The sequence below is a fragment of the Streptosporangium nondiastaticum genome, from assembly GCF_003011965.1.
GTDB lineage: Bacteria > Actinomycetota > Actinomycetes > Streptomycetales > Streptomycetaceae > Streptomyces > Streptomyces nondiastaticus.
In genome coordinates this window covers 169,532-186,867 of sequence record NZ_PXWG01000002.1, presented here as the reverse complement: position 1 = coordinate 186,867, position 17,336 = coordinate 169,532, and the positions used below count along the sequence as shown (strand labels likewise).

22 protein-coding genes and 3 pseudogenes are annotated in these 17,336 nt (G+C 68.4%); 11 read left to right on the top strand and 14 right to left on the bottom strand.

Annotated elements, in window-relative coordinates:
* Positions 1 to 50 precede the first annotated feature (50 nt).
* Together B7P34_RS39630 and B7P34_RS02430 are read right to left on the bottom strand one after the other, a co-directional pair.
* Positions 51 to 341: pseudogene (locus B7P34_RS39630) on the bottom strand (beta-ketoacyl synthase N-terminal-like domain-containing protein); the annotation flags it as partial.
* 317 nt (positions 342 to 658) lie between these two features.
* Positions 659 to 1,066 carry a RidA family protein gene (locus B7P34_RS02430; RefSeq protein ID WP_106674076.1) on the bottom strand — a complete coding sequence of 136 codons (408 nt, stop codon included), beginning with the start codon at positions 1,064 to 1,066 and terminating at the stop codon, positions 659 to 661.
* 149 nt (positions 1,067 to 1,215) lie between these two features.
* On the opposite strand from B7P34_RS02430, the gene B7P34_RS02425 reads away from it, so the two are divergent.
* Positions 1,216 to 1,596 carry a winged helix-turn-helix transcriptional regulator gene (locus B7P34_RS02425; protein WP_106674075.1) on the top strand — a complete coding sequence of 127 codons (381 nt, stop codon included), beginning with the start codon at positions 1,216 to 1,218 and terminating at the stop codon, positions 1,594 to 1,596.
* Between the two features lie 68 nt (positions 1,597 to 1,664).
* Here B7P34_RS02425 and B7P34_RS02420 read toward each other — a convergent pair whose 3' ends face one another.
* The gene (locus B7P34_RS02420) at positions 1,665 to 2,282 is read right to left on the bottom strand and encodes a hypothetical protein (protein WP_146166712.1); all 618 of its coding nucleotides are present in this window, start codon (positions 2,280 to 2,282) and stop codon (positions 1,665 to 1,667) included.
* Between the two features lie 519 nt (positions 2,283 to 2,801).
* Here B7P34_RS02420 and B7P34_RS02415 point away from each other — a divergent pair.
* Positions 2,802 to 3,527: a uridine kinase gene (locus tag B7P34_RS02415; RefSeq protein WP_106674073.1), complete on the top strand. Its 726-nt coding sequence runs from the start codon at positions 2,802 to 2,804 to the stop codon at positions 3,525 to 3,527.
* A 162-nt stretch (positions 3,528 to 3,689) separates the two neighbouring features.
* Here B7P34_RS02415 and B7P34_RS37180 read toward each other — a convergent pair whose 3' ends face one another.
* Entirely contained in the window at positions 3,690 to 3,923 is a 234-nt protein-coding gene (locus B7P34_RS37180) for a hypothetical protein (RefSeq protein ID WP_189382386.1), read from the bottom strand.
* A gap of 15 nt (positions 3,924 to 3,938) precedes the next feature.
* Between B7P34_RS37180 and B7P34_RS37175 the strand changes: the two genes are divergently transcribed.
* Both B7P34_RS37175 and B7P34_RS02400 read left to right on the top strand, forming a co-directional pair.
* The gene (locus tag B7P34_RS37175; protein WP_189382384.1) at positions 3,939 to 4,265 is read left to right on the top strand and encodes a hypothetical protein; all 327 of its coding nucleotides are present in this window, start codon (positions 3,939 to 3,941) and stop codon (positions 4,263 to 4,265) included.
* A gap of 204 nt (positions 4,266 to 4,469) precedes the next feature.
* On the top strand, positions 4,470 to 4,937 hold the full coding sequence (locus B7P34_RS02400; RefSeq protein WP_146166711.1) for a GNAT family N-acetyltransferase: 468 nt from the start codon (positions 4,470 to 4,472) through the stop codon (positions 4,935 to 4,937).
* Between the two features lie 115 nt (positions 4,938 to 5,052).
* Here B7P34_RS02400 and B7P34_RS02395 read toward each other — a convergent pair whose 3' ends face one another.
* The 4 genes from B7P34_RS02395 to B7P34_RS02375 form a co-directional block, all read right to left on the bottom strand.
* Positions 5,053 to 5,613 carry a hypothetical protein gene (locus B7P34_RS02395; protein WP_223267410.1) on the bottom strand — a complete coding sequence of 187 codons (561 nt, stop codon included), beginning with the start codon at positions 5,611 to 5,613 and terminating at the stop codon, positions 5,053 to 5,055.
* Between the two features lie 310 nt (positions 5,614 to 5,923).
* Complete coding sequence (locus tag B7P34_RS02390; RefSeq protein ID WP_106674070.1) at positions 5,924 to 6,493, bottom strand: papain-like cysteine protease family protein; 570 nt, start codon at positions 6,491 to 6,493, stop codon at positions 5,924 to 5,926.
* Between the two features lie 983 nt (positions 6,494 to 7,476).
* Positions 7,477 to 7,668: a hypothetical protein gene (locus B7P34_RS02380; protein ID WP_106674069.1), complete on the bottom strand. Its 192-nt coding sequence runs from the start codon at positions 7,666 to 7,668 to the stop codon at positions 7,477 to 7,479.
* A gap of 25 nt (positions 7,669 to 7,693) precedes the next feature.
* Positions 7,694 to 7,936, bottom strand: a complete 243-nt coding sequence (locus tag B7P34_RS02375; protein WP_106674068.1) for a hypothetical protein — start codon at positions 7,934 to 7,936, stop codon at positions 7,694 to 7,696.
* Positions 7,937 to 8,775: 839 nt separating this feature from the next.
* On the opposite strand from B7P34_RS02375, the gene B7P34_RS02370 reads away from it, so the two are divergent.
* Complete coding sequence (locus B7P34_RS02370; protein ID WP_106674067.1) at positions 8,776 to 9,648, top strand: alpha/beta fold hydrolase; 873 nt, start codon at positions 8,776 to 8,778, stop codon at positions 9,646 to 9,648.
* Positions 9,649 to 9,717: 69 nt separating this feature from the next.
* Here the strand turns inward: B7P34_RS02370 and B7P34_RS39895 are convergent, their stop codons facing one another.
* Both B7P34_RS39895 and B7P34_RS02360 read right to left on the bottom strand, forming a co-directional pair.
* Positions 9,718 to 9,972 (bottom strand): LmrA/YxaF family transcription factor, encoded by a 255-nt coding sequence (locus B7P34_RS39895; RefSeq protein WP_435693943.1) that lies wholly within the window; start codon positions 9,970 to 9,972, stop codon positions 9,718 to 9,720.
* Between the two features lie 98 nt (positions 9,973 to 10,070).
* Positions 10,071 to 10,298, bottom strand: coding sequence for a hypothetical protein (locus B7P34_RS02360; RefSeq protein WP_286157440.1), 228 nt, complete (start codon positions 10,296 to 10,298; stop codon positions 10,071 to 10,073).
* Between the two features lie 44 nt (positions 10,299 to 10,342).
* Between B7P34_RS02360 and B7P34_RS37170 the strand changes: the two genes are divergently transcribed.
* Positions 10,343 to 10,510, top strand: a complete 168-nt coding sequence (locus tag B7P34_RS37170; protein WP_189382382.1) for a hypothetical protein — start codon at positions 10,343 to 10,345, stop codon at positions 10,508 to 10,510.
* A gap of 166 nt (positions 10,511 to 10,676) precedes the next feature.
* Positions 10,677 to 11,122 (top strand): annotated as a pseudogene (locus tag B7P34_RS02355) (IS5 family transposase); the annotation flags it as partial.
* 57 nt (positions 11,123 to 11,179) lie between these two features.
* Here B7P34_RS02355 and B7P34_RS02350 read toward each other — a convergent pair.
* The gene (locus B7P34_RS02350) at positions 11,180 to 11,383 is read right to left on the bottom strand and encodes a hypothetical protein (protein WP_106674066.1); all 204 of its coding nucleotides are present in this window, start codon (positions 11,381 to 11,383) and stop codon (positions 11,180 to 11,182) included.
* Between the two features lie 268 nt (positions 11,384 to 11,651).
* Between B7P34_RS02350 and B7P34_RS37165 the strand changes: the two genes are divergently transcribed.
* Complete coding sequence (locus B7P34_RS37165; protein ID WP_189382380.1) at positions 11,652 to 11,882, top strand: hypothetical protein; 231 nt, start codon at positions 11,652 to 11,654, stop codon at positions 11,880 to 11,882.
* Positions 11,840 to 12,499 (top strand): annotated as a pseudogene (locus B7P34_RS39625) (NUDIX domain-containing protein); the annotation flags it as partial. The gene B7P34_RS37165 and the pseudogene B7P34_RS39625, both read left to right, overlap by 43 nt.
* Positions 12,500 to 12,678: 179 nt before the next feature.
* Here B7P34_RS39625 and B7P34_RS38190 read toward each other — a convergent pair.
* Positions 12,679 to 12,996 (bottom strand): hypothetical protein, encoded by a 318-nt coding sequence (locus B7P34_RS38190; protein ID WP_223267421.1) that lies wholly within the window; start codon positions 12,994 to 12,996, stop codon positions 12,679 to 12,681.
* A 120-nt stretch (positions 12,997 to 13,116) separates the two neighbouring features.
* Entirely contained in the window at positions 13,117 to 13,509 is a 393-nt protein-coding gene (locus B7P34_RS02340; RefSeq protein ID WP_106674064.1) for a hypothetical protein, read from the bottom strand.
* A 1,472-nt stretch (positions 13,510 to 14,981) separates the two neighbouring features.
* Between B7P34_RS02340 and B7P34_RS02335 the strand changes: the two genes are divergently transcribed.
* Entirely contained in the window at positions 14,982 to 15,722 is a 741-nt protein-coding gene (locus B7P34_RS02335) for a glycosyltransferase family 2 protein (protein ID WP_189382376.1), read from the top strand.
* Here B7P34_RS02335 and B7P34_RS02330 read toward each other — a convergent pair.
* Positions 15,674 to 16,582: a hypothetical protein gene (locus B7P34_RS02330; protein WP_146166710.1), complete on the bottom strand. Its 909-nt coding sequence runs from the start codon at positions 16,580 to 16,582 to the stop codon at positions 15,674 to 15,676. The two genes, B7P34_RS02335 and B7P34_RS02330, sit on opposite strands and share 49 nt — an antisense overlap.
* Positions 16,583 to 16,818: 236 nt before the next feature.
* Between B7P34_RS02330 and B7P34_RS39620 the strand changes: the two genes are divergently transcribed.
* Complete coding sequence (locus B7P34_RS39620) at positions 16,819 to 17,331, top strand: IS110 family transposase (RefSeq protein WP_223267408.1); 513 nt, start codon at positions 16,819 to 16,821, stop codon at positions 17,329 to 17,331.
* Positions 17,332 to 17,336 lie beyond the last annotated feature (5 nt).

Sequence of the window (17,336 nt, the reverse complement as noted above, 5' to 3'; positions counted from 1 at the left end):
GTAAGCCCGTGTGCCCATGAGCGGGGCTCAGCCGCCACTTCCGCACGGGGCTACCCCGTACTCGAGGAAGCTTGAGCAGCCCGGTTATCCCTGATCCCGGCCCGCTCGTACACCTCTTCCAGCAGCCGCCGCTGCTGCTGCAACTCGGCGCTGGACGCCGCCAGGCCCGCCGTGCCTCCGTCGTTGTTCACCCCGCTCGCCACGATCACCGCGTGCACTCGGTCCCCGTCGGCCGGCGCGTCACCGAGGCGCTTGAGCAGCAGCGCGCCCTCGCCCTCGGACCGTACGTGCCCGTCCGCCTCGGCGGAGAACGACGCGCACCGTCCTTTGGGCGACTGGGCGACTGGGCGACTGGGCGACTGGGCGACAACATGGAGGCCCGTGAGAAGCCCACGAACGCCAGCGGGTTCACCAGGCGTTCACCCCGCCCGCCAGCTCGGGATCCGGATCCCACAGCCGTGCCGGGGCGAACCATCCAGCGGGAGGGACGGGCTGATCAGGTCACGCCCCTCAGCCGGCGCGGCTCACAGATCGGCCGGCCGGCAGCCCTGCCCAGTCTTCGGGCGGGCCGCGCACTCCACTACCGCGCCCGGGCGGTGTGCGGATGCGCCACCCGGCGCACGAACGCACCCGCGCCGCTCAAGTCCCTCGCATGACGTCAGTCGATGACCGCGGTGGCTTCGATCTCGACCAGGTGGTCGGGTACGTCCAGGGCCGCGACACCGAGCAGAGTGGCTGGTGGGACCGGTGTGTTTCCCTGCTTCGCGGCCGCCCGAGCGATCCCCTCCAGGAGCAGGGGCATCTTGTCAGGGGTCCAGTCGACTACGTAGGCGGTCAGTTTCGCCACGTCGTCGAAGGAGCCGCCGACCTCGGCCAGGGCAGTGGCGATGTTGAGGTAGCACTGTTCGACCTGGGCGGTGAGGTCGCCTGCGCCGACGGTGACTCCGTCGGCGTCCCAGGCGACCTGGCCGGCGATGAAGACCAGCTTCGAGCCGGTGGCGATCGACACCTGCCGGTAGACATCGATCTCCGGCAATCCGCTGGGGTTGATCAGGGTGACGGCCATGTTTGCTGCCTGCGCCTTCTCCCGGGAGCGCGTGGGAACAACGCACTTACGTCGTCCCACGAGCCGCTGGTCACTTGTGGTTACTCGGAAACCGTAGGAGAGTTGCCGTTGACCTGGAAGAACGCACTTTTTGGTGACTGGGGAACCTGATGGTGACCAAGCAGTTCAAGGGCTCGCCCGAAGACGCGGACCTGACGCGAGCGGACTCCCTGGGGCGGGAGATCTTCTCGGACGTCGCCAACAAGTGGGCGCTCCTGATCATCGAGTGTCTCGGTGACCGCACGCTGCGCTTCAGCGCTTTGCGTGACGAGATCCAGGGCATCAGCCACAAGATGCTCACCCAGAACCTGCGCATGCTGGAGCGCTACGGCCTGGTCGTGCGGACCGTGCACCCCACTGTGCCGCCGCGCGTCGAGTACAACCTCACCGAGCCGGGCCGGGCCTTGCGCGTGACGATCGACGGCCTGTGCGACTGGACCCATCGGTACATCGGTCAGATCGAGGAAGCGCGCCGCCGCTTCGACGCATGATGGGCGGTGGCACGCCCCTGTGCCTCCCGGCGGAGCAGGGCGGCGCCGTATCCCCCGGGGACAAGAACTCAGCCCGCGTGACCGGTCAGCCACTCCCAGAGCAGCTCGGCGACTACGACATGTGGGCTGAGATCATCAAAGAACTCGGCGAAGGCGGCGCACTGCTCGCCCTGGTCGGGCTCGCCATCCTGGGACTGTTCGCCGGCATCGTCGCCATCATCGAAGCGTGCACCGCATGGATGAAGGGCGACTACGTCGGCACCAACACCGTCGCCGTGACGAGCCAGGCCCTCGCCAAGTGGCACCACAGCACAGACGTCCAGCACATCGGCCATGCCGCAGCCGTCGTCGGGAACCACTGCGCCGCGCGGGGTGTAAACCGTGTCCCCCGGACGGTAGAGCGGTTGCCGGAAGTGGCGCAACGCGGTGCCTTCGACTGCGGGCGCGATACGGGCTCCCCCGTAGGCCAGGTGCAGAGCCCTGCCGATCACGGTGGCCTCGGTGTCGTCCATCTCGGCGATCCGCCAAGAATCTGTTGCGGTCGCGGCAGCGGCGCGGACCGCAGCGATCTGAGCCTGCACCCCCCTGACCGCTGTAGCGTCGGGATGCTGCTGCACTAGGTGCTCCAGCCGCTCCAGCCGCGTACGCAGCTCCTGGCGCCACTCTTCCAGGTCGCTCGTGTCCATGTTCTGGATCCTGCCCCCCGGGGTGGGGAGCCTGCCTCCCGAGGTGAAGAGCGGCGCCCCCGCTGCGAGACAGCCGAGCAGGCTGAGGTGCACGCCAGCTCACCAAGCGGCGCTTTGCTCATAGGTACGGCCGTTGGCGCTAAGCACTTGATCTTGGTCGGAGTAGCTCGGCGTGACGCTTTCCAGGGCGCTGCTACTGGCTGCGGCCCCAGTTCGTCGTTCGCGCGTGGTGTGTCCGGGCTGCGGGCTGCGGGCCGGCGTGACCGTCAGCGTGCCCCGCGGCTAGAGGACGGCGAGGACGTTGGCCAGGCCGGCGACCGCGCCTCCGAGCAAGACTCCGGAGAGGATACCGTCAGCGGGGGCGCGCAGGACCGGGGAGCCGGCTACCGCTGGTGCCGCGTCAGCTGGGCCGGCGCCCCGACACCGGGAAGAACAAGCAGGGCGCTGAGCGAAGGAACGACCTCTGAGTGCTGATGGGCGATCTTCCTGGCCGTTGAAGCAGCCGATAGGTTCACCTCCATGAGATCACCACAGGCGGACGTGCATCATTCGGCTTCGTCCTGGCGGCAGCCCTCTCCTCCGGCGGCCTCCGGCGAGCGGAGCATGCTGGTTGAAGAGATCGCCAAGCGCATCCTGGCTCTCGGTCAGGGTCGCCTGCTCGTGGGGATCGACGGCTTCACCGCTGCTGGGAAGACGAGCTTCGGACATGAACTGGCCGAGTGGATCAGTGCTGCGGGACGGCCGGTGCTCCGGTCGACTCTTGACGACTTCAAGAAGCCGTGGAGGGACCGGCATCTCTACGACCGGGAGTCTGGTGAGGGGTACTACCGCAACGCGTATGACTATGAGGTGGCCAAGCGTCTATTGCTGGATCCCTGCCGGTCATCGGGAGCGACAGCCTGTGCGCTGTGCAGCATCGACCCGCTGACCCAACGAGATCACTCATCCGAAGTGACGCCACTTGGGGTGGACGCGGTGCTGATCGTGGATGGTGTCTTCGCCTTCCGCCCCGAGATCAATGAGTACTGGGACTTCCGCGTCTGGTTGCAGGTGGATGCGGAACTGTCCGTTCAGCGGGGCGCCGAGCGTGACCAGGACTGGGCCGGAACTGAAGCGGAGTCGATCCACCGCAACAGGTATCTGGTCGCCGAGCGTATCTATCTTCAGGAAGTCGACCCGTTGCCGATGATGGACGTTGTCATCGACAACTCGGTCTTCGCGCGTCCGCAGGTCGTAACACCGTGATGTCGGTATGGTGCCGGGCTGGTGGGCGATTCAGCGAACACAGACCTCAGAGCCAAACCAGCCACACAGGCACGATGCAGTGAGACTGGCCGCCTCACCTCAGGCCGTACAGACACCGCCAGGTGAGACCAGCTTCGGTTCCTCAACAAGGCCATCTCCGCGTCAGGCGCAAGGGACGTTGATCTGGTAGTTGCGCTGGACGTGGACGTCGGAACCGTCGCCCGCCCAGTAGGGCCCCTTCTGGCTGTAGGACATGGAGACGGTGTACGTGCCGCAGCCGCCGCTGGATGCCCTGGGGGCGGTCCTGCCCGAGTAGGAGATCAAGAACTGGGGTGGGGTGTACCGCGAGGCGGTGCAGGCACTGGGCGACCAGGTCGCCGTGGTGCCCCGGGTCACGACGGAAACCTCTTCGTGAAGGGCCTGCGCGAGTACGGCTTCGGCGCCACTGTGTTCGAGCGTTCCCGGCCCGCGTCGGCCACCTTCGCGGGAGCCGGGGCCGACGAGCGGCAGGCGGGGGCTGTCGCGCCGGCGGCGGCGTCGTTCGGGGTGAAACTGGAGCTGGAGAACTTCTACTGCCACCGGGCGGTGGGTGACCAGTGGGGCGGCAAGGGCGAGACCTACTGGGCCTCCGCCACCGGCAGTGACAAACAGGTGGGGCCCGGCTTCATCTCCCAGGAGTTCGGGAGCAGGTCCGTTCCGCCCGCGCGGTCCCGCTGCCGTGGCCTCCGGGACGCTTGACGCCCGCGTTGGCCGCGCCGCCGTCCTCCGCCCGCGCCTCGCCGGTCGCGACCGCCGTGTCCTCTGTGCGGTTCTCCGGGCGCTGGAACAGCGCCCGGACCAGGGCGGCGATGCTCACGGCCCCTGGACGGTCCTCACGGCCCCTGGACGGTCGCCGCCGTCAACTGCCCGCCGTCAGGGCTGTCGAGCAGCCAGACCAACGGCGTGGACACGATCCCGGCCACCGCCAGCACGATGACGGTGACCTTCCATGACGCGATCAAGGGTGCCCAGGTCTCCCCCCGGACCGAGTTCTATCTGGCGGTGGCCGAACGCGACGACGACCGTGCGATCGGCTTCGTCCGTCTCGTGCGCTCCGGCACCCGGGGCGAGGACATCGGCTGTGCCATCGCGGCGGACGAGTGGGGCCGCGGCTACAGCACCGATGCCCACCACGTGCTCCTGGACTTCGCCTTCCGGAGCCTCGGCCTGGAACGTGGCAGCGGGTGGATCCTCTTGGACAACACGGCGAGGATCACGTCCCTTGAGGAAGGATCCCTCGCGAGGCTGGGGTTCACGACCGACTGTGTGGCGCGCAGGCACCAGTTCATCAACGGCGCGTGGCGGGACTGCAACCTGAACTCCGTGAGCGCGGAGGAGTGGGATCGCCGTCACCGGACGTGGCGGGACTGAGCGTCCCGGCGGGAGACCGCAGCCCATGCTCCGTCCACCGGGTCCGGTCGGGAGGAGCGCCGGGACGCTCCGGGCCGCCGCCGCCCTGGCGGGGCGGCGACGGCCCGGACCGGTTTCAGGATGCCCCTCGCCTGCGGCGGCGGAGGGCGAGGAGGGCCCCGGCGAGCGCGACCGCGGCGCTGGAGCCGCCGAGGATCGCCGGGGTCGGGGACGAGGACGACGGGCGGGCGGCGGGCTGGTAGCCGCTGGAGAAGCCTTTGGTGGCGTAGTCGGAACCCGCCATCTTGTCGGCGTACCGGCCCTTCACAAGGTTCTGGTAATCCGCGAGGGACACCGACGACTTGCCGCCGAGACCGCTCTTGGCCGCGTCGTTGAGCGGTGTGACCTGGTCGAGTGCCAGCTGGTACCAAGCGTGGAGCTGCGGCTCGGAGAACACCGGGCTGGTAGCCGTGCCCTTGCCCGCGTAGCCGGCGTCGCCGTCGCTCTCGCGTACGGCGGCCAGGTGCCAGCCGCCGCCCTGGGTGGCGCCGAGCAGGACCGTGGCGCTGCGCGCCTCGCCGACGTTGACCGGGGCGGCCACGTAGGAGAGCTGGAGGGCCGTGGCGGTCGTGGGCAGGGCCTTGCCGGACACGAAGTCCGAGGTGATCTCGAACACGGCCAGCGGGGTCTGCCCCACGGTGAAGGACGGTTGGCCTTGACACGGATCGGCCGTGGAGGGAATGGGATGCGGTGTCCGCTGGCCGCTCTGGGGAACGGGGACGCTCAGGAAGCGGCAGACGGCATTGTGGACGCCGGTCGATTTGAGTGTGTCCACCGCGTTCTGGAGATCCGGGATGTCGGGGGGCCGCGCGGCGGCGTGGGCCGGAAGCGCGGTCAGGGCGGACAGCAGTGCCGTCGCGGTGAGCGCGAGACCGAGCGGGCGACGCTGGGTACGCCGAGGTGAATTCGGCGCCGATGACGTTCTGGTGATGGACATGATGTCTGCCTCACGTGGCCGAGACGCCGATTTGGGTGTGGGTCCAGTTGAACGAGCTGTTGCTCACGTAGTCGTTGTAGTTCCACCAGGTGTAGGTCTGGGTGGCGGGCCAGGGATCGGCGACGGCGATGGTGTTGTTGGTCTCGTCGTAGCCGTAGATGACGTTGAAGTGGCCACCGCCGGACTTCCAGCCGATGCGCGCCAGGAAGGGACGCAGGCCGTCGACCTCGGTGCGGGTCTGGCTGAACGAGGCCGCGCTGTACTGGAGAGTGCCGGTGTGGGCGAAGCCCATGAGGCGCCAGGCACCGGCGACGTCGTTGGGAGTCGCCGGCTGGTTGTTGCAGCTGACGCCCGTGGCCCGGTTGGCCAGGTTGCAGAAGTCGGTCTGGCTGTAGTTGTAGCCCCACCAGCTCGCGACGGTGTTGCCCGAGGCGTCCCAGCACCACTGGCTCTGTTCCTGCTTCTGCATGCTGATGTCGTCGTAGGCACCGGCGTGAGCCGTGCCGACGGCGGCTGCCGTCCACCCCGCCGCGGCGAGCGCCAGAGCTGTCGCGGTGGTTGCGAACCTTTTTCTGCTCATTGTTCTGCCCTCTCGTGAAGGGAATGGAGGAGTGTGGTACGCGGGTTTCGGGAGCGGATCCATGGGGGCGCGGTAAGGGGAAGCAGGCGAAGAAGGTGAATGCGAAAAGGGCGAATGCAAAAAGGAAGTGCGTGCGCGCCTTGCGATCGCGTCGCCGTCGGTGCGGCAACGGTGTTCCCCGGATTCGGCACGTTCCTCGCCGAACGGGAGCCTCCATATCCGGAAGTCAGTATCAGGGAAGCGCGGGGCGTCAACCTTGACCAGGGGCCGGGTGCGAGCTTCACTCGGGTGAGTGAAACATTCAGATAATGATTCCGCGCGACATTCCGCGCCGTATTCCGGCCGCGTCGGCTGTGCCGGTGGCGTTATCCGTTACGGGACGCGGGGTGGGGTCGGGGAGTTGCCCTGTGCGTCGGTGGTCCTTGAGGTAGGGCTACCCCCCGCGTGCGCTCGGCCGACGCCACGCGCGCCCCCACGGTCCTCCTGGCGTGCGTACTGGTCCTCCGGGGCAATGTCTTGGGCTGCTTGCTGGGCCTCTTGCACCCGACTCGTCTCGCACAACAGCCGAACAAGGACGTACAGGGCGTCACGGTCACCGTCTTCGGCGCGGTTACGCAGTGCCGCCTCCATACCCCGCTCGCCAAGCGACCTGTTGAGTCTCCGACGTGCGTGGACATCCGTGAGAGCGCGTTCCGTGAGTTCCGAAATCCGTTCCGCTCGCACAAGCAGATCCATGTGCCACAGATGGTTGCTGTGCATCTCGGGATCGCTGGAATAGCACTCGGCGCGGGCGCTCACCAGCGTGATCGCCACGTCCCAGTCCCGTCCCTGTTCCGCCGCCCGGGCCTGCTCGAACCAGTCCACGGGACGATTATGGCAAGTCGGCGCACCGGCCAACACCGTAGGGGTGACCACTGAAGTGCACACTCCAGAACAGCGGCTACCGAAGACTCTCAAACCGTCCTCTAAGACCGCCTGCACGTCTACCGGAACGGGTTCTCCGTGCCGCGGTCGTCGTCAGTGGCCGCATCCAGGAGTTCGGGCAGATCCAGGGCCTCGGCATCCCGCTGGCCGATCCACCACCCGGCGCGCTTGTCCGCCGGGCGGTTCGACAGATCGTGATCCACGCTGTGCCCACAACGATGGTCAATATTCCAGGTCTTTCGGACAGCCATGTATGGGTCTCCTTGGTGAGAGAGGTCAGGGACGGGTGGCGTGGCCGGGAACACGCCGGTGTCGGCCGGGGCGGACCGCGCCGGCCAGGGCGGTCCCGGCGGCCTGGCCGGTACCGATCGAGGCGATCAACCAGGCGTACGCCTCGACCGTGGTGCCGGCCGGGGCAAGACCGTCCACGGTCAGGAAGGCGCTGGTGATCAGCGCGGTGAGAAACAGGCCCGGCAGCGCGGTGAAGGCGGTCGCCGCGATGGGCCCGGAGCCGGTCATCAGCGGCAGCCACCCGGCCGCGAGTCGCAGGCTGTGGGCCGGCGGGGCCGGAGGTACCGGCGGCGGAGGAGGCGGTGAAGGGCGATAGCGGCGCCAACGGAAGCCGAGGCGCGGTGGCCTGGGTGCAGCCGGAAGGTTCCTTTCCTCTCGCGACAGCCTTGGGAGGCCACGGCGGTGTCGGGGGCGGAGGGGGTGGAACCGGGGGAAGTGAAGACGGCGCCGCGAGCGGCGGCGGAGCAACCTCCTCTGCCGCCGGGGGAGACCCATCAGGTGGGTGCAGACCCCAAGGTCAGTGCACCGGGGCGAACGGCAGGACTGGAGGCGCGGGCAAGCCGGGCCGGAACAGTAAAGCTGTGTCCAGGGGCCTATGGCAGGGTTCCGATCCTGCAAACATCAGCGGCGGTGGCACCGGAGCCAGTTCCAGCTCCCCCGCAACCATCACCCTGCCGGGCGGAACGACCTACACCCTGCCAGCAGATGTGAGTGAGGGCGGCACCGGAGGCGGGAGACGAGGCGGAGCGTGCCGGCGGACTCCCTGCGACGGCGCCGGGGGGCAATGGGGCAAACACGGACAGCCAGGATTCCGAAAACCACGACTCGAAGGCCGGTGGCAGGGGACCCAGGGGCCGGGCAGCCCGTGGAGGGGAAGCCAGGACTCGTGCTCGACGAGCCCTGAGAAGCACATCCCGGCCGTGCGGCTTCTCACCGACAGTCAGGTGCCGTACCTGGCCTCCGAATTAAATAGGGCGTTCGTTCTAGTGGTGCTAGTGTCTAGCTAGAACGTTCGTTACAGCGGCGGCTCGCGGAACCAGTCAGCCGCCCGTCACCTGGGAGGAACAGTGGAGATCAAGCACATCACCGTCAATGGCCTCGACCTCGCCTACATCGAGCAGGGCGAGGGCCCTCTGGCACTGCTGCTGCACGGCTTCCCGGAGACCCCCGGCGTGTTCCGGCACCTGATGCCGGAGCTTGCGAAGGCCGGGTACCACGTGGTCGCCCCATACATGCGGGGATTCGCCCCGAGTCAGGTGCCGCCGGACGGAAGCATGCTGATGAAGGACCTGATCGCGGACGCCAATGCGCTGCACGATGCGCTGGGCGGAGGCGGTGACGCGATCATCGTCGGGCACGACTGGGGCGGCTTCGCCACCTGGGGTGCCGCCGCCCTCGCGCCGGAACGCTGGTCGAAGGTCGTGGTGGCCGATGTCCCGCCGGTGCGGTTCTACGAGCGCCGGGCCGCGGTCCCCGAGCAGATCCACAAGAACAGCCACTTCTACTTCTTCCAGATGGCCGTCGCCGATCATCTGGTGCCGGCGAACGACTTCGCCTACATCGACTGGCTGTGGGACCACTGGAGTGGCGACATCCCCGGCTTCGACTCCACCCAGGACCGGGAGGAGGGCAAGGACGCCCTGCGCGAGCCGGCCAACCTCCAGGCGGGGCTGGGCCTCTACCGGCAGAACTTCCCCTCCGAGGTGTTCGGCACCGACGCCTGGGAAATGGGTCGTCTGCTGGCGGAACTGCCCACCCAGCCGACCCTGTACCTGCACGGCAGCGAGGATCCCGTCGTCAACGAGGAGATCCTCGCCGACATCGTCGCCGCCCTGCCCAAGGGGTCGGACGGCGCGTTGCTCCAGGGCGTGGGCCACTTCCCGATGGTCGAGGCACCGGAGGAGGTGAACAAGCGGATCCTCGCCTTCCTTGGCGAGTGACCGGTTGCGTGCCAATGCCCGCACCGTCTTCGGGCGGTGTGGGCAGCGGCCTGCGTGACGACGGGGGCATCAGCTCACAGGGGGTGTGCCGTACGAGCCGACCAGGCGGGCCGGTTGTCGGCCCGTCGCACACAAGGGCTCCTCGCTGCGGATGACCTGCACCGTCACTTCGGCGCCTTCCAGAGCGCTGATGATCGTGGTCGCCGGACCCTGGGCATCGCCGGCAGGGATGCCCGGACCCAGCAGCTTGTCGTGAACCAGCTGCTCCCAGCCACGCAGCGCGGCGCGGAGCAGCGCCGAGAACTCCTGGTCGCCGTGGGTGATCGCGCCGACCGCGACGGCCTCCTTGCCGCCGGGGAAGAAGTGGTAGACCGAGCCGAGCGTAGCCTGCGCCGTAGCCGTAGGTGTGGCAGAAGCACTGCTCAGGCGCGGTGTCCGCGTCCGGCCGCAGCTACGGGGAGACGTCGACCGCGAGGACCAGGTGGCCGTCGGCCGCCTTCGGCAACGGCACCTGCACTGGCCCGTCGCAGCCGGCCCACATCCAGTCGGCCGTGATTGAGCCTGGTGTACAAGGCACCGTGCCCGCGGCGGCGTTCCGGTACGAGCGCGAGGCTGACCAGGGTCTTCATCGGTCCGTCCCCACACAGCATGGCGTCGGTGAGCTCGAACAGCGCGTCCGCACGCGTGGTCAGGCATGCGTACAACTCCGACCGGAAGGACGGAGCAGCCCAAACGGCTCCCGCAGAACATCGTCGTGCAGCGAACTCACCCCACGGCCTTCGACTGGATCTACACCTCTGTGACGGAGCACAGGATCCAGACGAAGGCCGCCCTGCTGTCCGGCCCTTCTCGCTACAAGTGATCAAGTTCGAGGAACGATTCGACCCGGCGACGATAAAGGGCAAGGTCAGGGCTAAGGTGTGTCCGACGGATCGTGTGACCGAGCCGTGCTGGCGTCGTTCCGGCTAACGTGGGGCGAGGCGATCTGTACGGTGACACGCCCACCGTCCGCCACGCCCCGCGTTTACCTGGCGAGCGACGGCGGCTGCCGTCCACTGGCCACCCTGCTCACCCCCGGGCAGAGTGGGGTGACGCCCCGCTGATGATCCCGGTCCTGGACCGTATCCGCGTCCCGCGCCCGGTCGGCGGGCATCCAAGGCGGCGTCCGGACCATGTCAGCGGCGACAAAGCGTACAGTTCCCGCCGCGCAACCGCCGTTTACCTGCGGCGACGGAAGATCCGGCACACGATCCCCCGAACGCCGCGACCAGCGGGCCAACCGCCAACGCCGCGGAAGCCGCAGCGGCCGGCCCACCGGCTTCGACCGGACCCGTTATGCCCGCAGGAACGAAGTCGAACGAACCGTCAACGCCCTCAAGGGCTTCCGGGCCGTAGCCACCAGAGACGACAAGCGAGCGCGTACATCTTCCAGGGCACGGTCACCCTCGCCGCGATCCGGCTATGGCTGCGGTGAGAGCCTTCTGGCCTCCCTGAAGAGCCTTGCGAACGATCTTCTATGGGCTTACTCAGATCAGGTGCCGTTGTTGGTTTGCAAAGCGGCCTCGAGGAGGTCCGTGACAGGTGTCAGGAGCCCGCCGATATCGCCCAGCGCCGTCACTTGCCCGAGCAGTTCGTCCGCACCTGGAACTGGGACTGCGGCTGCCGGCCCGGCGCCGGAAAGACACAACAGGGTCGTTGCGGCAAGCGTCACGAGCGAGCGGCGGATCAACTTCATGCGGTCTCCTCAGGGGTGCGGTCCAGTAGGCACTCCTCACTACCTCCTAGGAAGCCGTATGACTCATACCGCGCATCCATGCGCCGTCTCTTGGCGCCGTGCGCCTTCGGCTGCGCAACAACCTCGGTAGGCAACCTGACGGCAACTCAACTCACCGGACACGCTGGCCTGTTCGAGTACCCAGGTGCAGCCGCTTGTTGACACAGCCCAAGCGGCCGCACGCAGTCGATATCGCCCCTGGTCGAGCGAAGGCCAACATCATCGGCCAATGACGGATCAGAGGACAGGCGACCCTGCTCGGTCCGCGGCGTGGGACGTGCACGTGAAGCTCTCCAGGCGGCCGGCCTTCACCGAGATCACGGACTACGCGGAGATCCCCAGCCACCTCTTCGACGCCGCCGACCACCTCGACCGGATGCTGAAGCGCGTCGCCGCGCAGATCCGTCCGGACGCGTCGTGGACCTGGTCGTCAGGGGCCAGAAGGCCCTCGACCCGGTGAGGGCGCTCCGGCCGATTTTCGGACGGTGGCTGCTCGGGCAGCAGAAGACGCCTGTAGGGGGCGACGAGCGTGCCTGGCCGGACTACCCGGCGCTGGTGTCGGCGCAGCGGCAGGCCGCCCTCCAGCTACGGTCGATCGCCGGTGCTCTCGCGGCCTACACCCGGTCGGGCCGTGTCCACGAGTCCGGGGACGGCTGGGTCACGCTCAGCACCGAGACCGTGCACGAGGGAGCCTTCCTCGCCCTTCACCGCGATCAGGTCATCCAGCCCGACGGCAGGTTCGGCACGTACGATCACGTCACCATCGCTGACGGCGCCCGCGTCGTCGCCGTCGACTCCGCTGGGCGCATCGCGATCGTCACGGACAGCTGCCACCTACCAGGCCGTATGCCGCTCCTTCCCGGCGGAGGCATCGCACCGGGCGAGGCGCCGGAAGGCGCGGCCTGTCGGGAGTGCGAAGAGGAGACGGGCTGGCGGCCACGCGAACTCCATCTCCTGGCCGTGACCCACCCCATCGCCGGGCTCACCATGGCCACGATCCACCTCTACCGCGCCACCGACCTGGAATCCGGGCGGACGCGGCGCGACCCCACCGAGGTCGACATGACCGTCGAGTGGATCCCCTGGAGATGGCATCAAGCGCGTGGAAGACGGTGCGATCTCCGACGTCGCGTGCGCTCTTGGGATTCTCCTCGCCACGCGGGTCCTCACACCCTGATTCGCCGTGGGTGCACCCACCACGCTCAGCCGGGGGGCCGACCGTCCGGAGGGCGCAACTGCACAGCGGGCGGTCCCGCTCAGGATGGGGGGTGCTCCTCGGAGCTGTGTGCGGTTGTGGGTGGTGCGGCAAGCCTGCGGTATCCGGCAGACGCGAGCACGAGCACGGCCATGCCGGCCACGCCGGCGAGGACGACCAGGCACCGGGCCCACCATGTGGCGCCGTTGTTCGGATGCAGGGCCCAGAGCACGGCCACGGGGCTGCATACGAGCAGCAGGAAGCCCCTGGGATTCCACCACTTCCATTCCCTGGTGCCGTCAAGGCTGATCGGAAAGATCCAGGGCGCCAGGAGCTCTGCCCGCACAAGATGCGACAACCGTCGGCGGCGCTTCGGCATGACAACCACGTTTCATCAGAAAGATCGACTCGCGCAACCTTAACTGATCGGAATGAATCAGCACATTCTATGCATCAGTAGCGAACGTCATTTTAAGGTGCTTGCTTCGTAAAGCCGGGCCTATCCCCAGGCCGCAGTCGCGCGGGCCAGTTCCGTGTCGTACTGGGCGGCGTCGAACCGGAACTCCGGAGGCAGCTTCCCTCCGTCGCCGGTGTTCTCCCAGCCCTCCCAGAGCACGTGCGGGCCTTCGCGGCGGATGGTCACCCAGACCGAGCCGCAGCACGAGGTGCTGCACTCCGCGGCCGCCATCATGACCTGGGTGCCGGCCTCCGACGCGGCCAGCGGGATGCCGTCCCCGCACCACTGCCACCACAACGTGGTGCCCTCGGGGAAGATCTCTTCGAGCACGTCCTGCCCGTTGATCAGCGGGCGGAGCTCTCCGAGAAGGTCGGGGTGGACACCGTCTTCCGGGCCGACCTGGTGGAGGGTGAAAGTGCTTATCTCGCGTGACACCGGATGATTATCTACCACAGCGGTATGTAAGCAGACATCTGCTTCAGTGGTGCGGGGCGACGTATCGATGCGGCCACGCCCGATCCCTTCAAGCGCCTGACCCCCACAGAGCCGCGCGCCATGATGCCCACAAAGCACAAGAACCGCTGGAGGGCACCGTGGGCGCCCTGAAGGCCCCGGAACCCCAAGCCCTGGCCGCCCTACGCAACGAACAGGCGCAGCACGAGCACGGCTGGGCCGCCGACAGCAGCAGCATCGGCCTCAACATCGTCGACCGGCTCCGGAAGGCCGACCTGTGCGAGATGGCCGACGCCGACACCCTGAACCGGCTACGCCCAGGCACTCTACTGGGCGGCCCGACTCACACCCGAAGGCCAGGACGCCCTCGTCTACCTTCCCGCCCGCCGCTCAACCACCCCTCGTCCCGCCCCGCAGGCCGACTCCATCGCCTACGCGCTGTGGCTCGAGGCCCGCGCCCACTCCATGGGCCCCGCGAACCGCCTCGCCCGCCAGCACGACAGCCAGTACAAGCCGTCGACCAGGTAGCCGAGACGCTGCCCGGACCGGCGGTGCTCCTCAGCCCAGGCCGGCCAGGACATCCGACGCGATGAGGAGCAGCATGGAGAGGCCGGTGGCGATATACGCCGCGATGAGGCGCCGGAACTTCATTACGGCCAGGGCCGGACGGAATGCCGATCTGCTGCGGCCTGGTTTCCTCCTCGACGGCTTCACGGATCTCTTCCGAGCGCAACTTCGCCCCGTACGGGAACGACGTACGTTCGTCGCCGAGCCTGGGCAGCACGGCGAGCACGGCGAGCACGGCGAGCACGGCAAGCACGATGAACACCACCGACACCGCCAGGAACGCCGACGCCACTCCGGCGAGGGCGAACAGCAGGCCCGCCTTGACGTCGGTTTTCCCGAGCGCCTCGGAGGAAGGCCCCTCGCCGGACGTGGGCGAGGGGCCTTCGGGTCACGCGACCGCTGAAGGCGGCGGTGTCGCAGACGGTACTGCCGCGGCCTTCGTCTTGCCGTCCTCGATGCGCTGGACGACCTCGCCGGGCACTCAGCCCAGCGCATCCTCTCTGGGGATTACTCGTTTCGCTACGTCGAGCTCCGCCGCCACACGCAGGTTCGGCGCGCCGCCCGCGCACGCCTGAATGATGCGGGCTGGCAAGCGGGTTGGACGGATTTGAGTCGTGTGGCGGAGAGGACCCAGCCCGGCCGCCACAGCTGTTCCAGTTCACATGCCTGGCCCTGGTGTGTTTCGGGGACGACTCCCGGGTTCCTGAAAACGGCTAGGGATGCTTACGCTCCCCACTTGTTTCGGAGTTGAACGAGCCGTCCAGCCCAGGGTCCGGCGCCCCGGCGCACCCGTCCTGTTGATCTTGCTGGCCGTGGCGGCCCTGGAGTGCAGCTCGTCGATCTTGCCGGTTTCGTGTTGTGGGGTTGTGGTGCGTGTTCTTGGCTTGATGCGGGTCCGTAATGGGGGTCAGGGCCTGATGGGGGTGCTGGACGGGCTGGCCCGGTGGTGCGACGACATCTACGTGGTGGACGACCGCAGTACCGACGGGACGGCCGAGGTGCTGCGAAGCCATCCGCGGGTGACGAACGTGGTGCACGCCCGCCCGGGCCTGCCGGGCGATCCGTGGCTGGTGCCGGAGTCGGCCGGGCTGGAGCTGCTGTACCGGATGGCGGACTTCTGCAGGCCCGACTGGATCATCATGACCGACGACGACCAGGCCCTCGATGTCGAGGGGGACTTGAGGGCGCGCTTAGCGGCCCTGCCCGGCGAGGTGGCAGGTGTGCGGTGTGCGCTGGTGTCCTCGTGGAACGATCCGCAGTTCCCGCGCATGGTGCCGCTGATGGGAGCGGCGACCAGTATGCGCTGCGCGATCTGGCGGTACCGGCCCGGGCTGAAGGCCGGGTGCAAGCCCTTGCACAACCACCACTGGCCGCTCAACCTCACCGACCATGGACGCCTTGAGGACATCGACGGGATACGGGTGGTGCATTCGGGCTGGGACACCCTCGACAAGCGCATCGCCCGGGTCAAGCTCTACCAGCGGCTCGACCCGGACCATGTGCACAACTTCGGCGCCGCCTACGACCGTGCCCTGCTCTTCGGCTACCGCCTGGACGAACTCGACCGGCTCAAAGCCGACTACGCCCGCCGCGCCGCAGCCGAAACCGCCGGCACCACGCCGGTGTGAACGGCGTCGTTGTACAACAGGCGGGCGATCTCCCCCAGGCACAGCTCCAGACGCCAGGGCCGCTCCGGCGCGCCGTTCCCCGCCGGATGCAGGCTCAGATCGTCACGCCCGGCTGCCCGGGCCACCCGGGTGATGTCGCCCAGAGTCCGCTCGGTGTGCGGATTGCCCGAGACGACCAGGACGCTCGCCCCCGTGGCCGGGGGCAGGTGCGTCAGCCATTCCTCGGCGCAGCTGGCGGTGGTGTGCCGGGGCGGCCCCTGCGGCCGGTGGCGGGCGGCGGCGTTGAGCACCGTCAGGTCCAGCCCGTCGGCTGTGGACAGCCGCTGCCACAGGACAGTGCGGTGCGGGATGCCCGTAACCGTGGCCGGACCGGTGGCCGGGTGGCGGGCGGTCAGGGTCAGAGTGGGGCCGAAGACGACGAGGACGGCGGCGATGGCCAGTTCGTACTCGGTGGCGAACGGACGCTCCCACCGGTTGGCGTCCTGGGGGTCGCGGGCGAGCTCCGCGCATACCCAGGGGTGGTGCAGCAGCCGCGGGTCGGCGGCGGCCAGCCGGGCGAGGATGTCCTCCAGGCTCCCGTCGCGCTCCTCCCGCAGGCGCTGGCCGCACCACAACGTGACCGGCCCGAGCCGGCACCCGTGCTCCTCCCGCAGTCGGCGCACCAGGTGCAGCCGGCGCTCGTTGGCCGTCCACAGACCCGCCACGATGACCGTCTCGCCGAAGACCGCGCCCGCCTCGGGCCGGACCGCCTCTAACAGCCCCATCTCGCCGACCAGGCCCAGTGCCCGGCCCCTTTGGGCGGGCGTGCAGGGGATGACGGTCCTGCCGTGCTCGGGCGCCATCCAATGCGCCGCCGCCACGGCCGCCCGCTCCCCGGCATCCTCATGCCACGGCACCCCCAGGACACCGAACAGAGCACGCAGGCGGGAACGATGACGCCCGGCGAACGCCGAAGCAGCCGGTATGCACCCCATCGAATCAGTGATCATTTAGCGGGAGCGTAGTCCACGCCAAACCGGTCCTGTCCAACGAGCCGGACCTGGGAACCGCCGCCTCTTCCTGCGGCACGCCCCACGCCCCTGGGCGAGGAACCAAGGTGAGCGCCTCCGGGCAACCACCGAGACCTTCGAAGATCTCCATCAATATCGAACGGATCGGTGGGCGGCCGCGTGGGTGTGAGCACGCTCCATATGGTGGCCGCCTCCCCGGACCGGGCGCAGTATCGCCACGCCCGGCTGCTCCGCCCCGCGTCGGCAGTCCCCACGCAGCGCCACGGACCACTTCCTGCTCATCACGGTGGGGAGACAATCCGGAACACCTGGACAGTGAGGCTTTCTTCGCTGTGCTGTGCGGGGTCAGCCCTGTCGAGCGTTCGTCGGGACGCCGGCAGTTCCGTCGCCTCAACCGCGGTGGCGACCGGCAGGCGAATGCCGCGCTCCATCGCATCGTGTTCACCCGTCTACGGGTCGGCCCGCGCACTCAGGACTCTCACGAGCGCCGGATCAAGGAAGGTAAGACCCGTCGCGAAATCGTCCCTTGCCTCAAGCACTATGTGGCCCGGGAGGTCTTCCACCTGGTCGGACAGCTGCAGCCAGGACCCCGCTCATAGGGGCT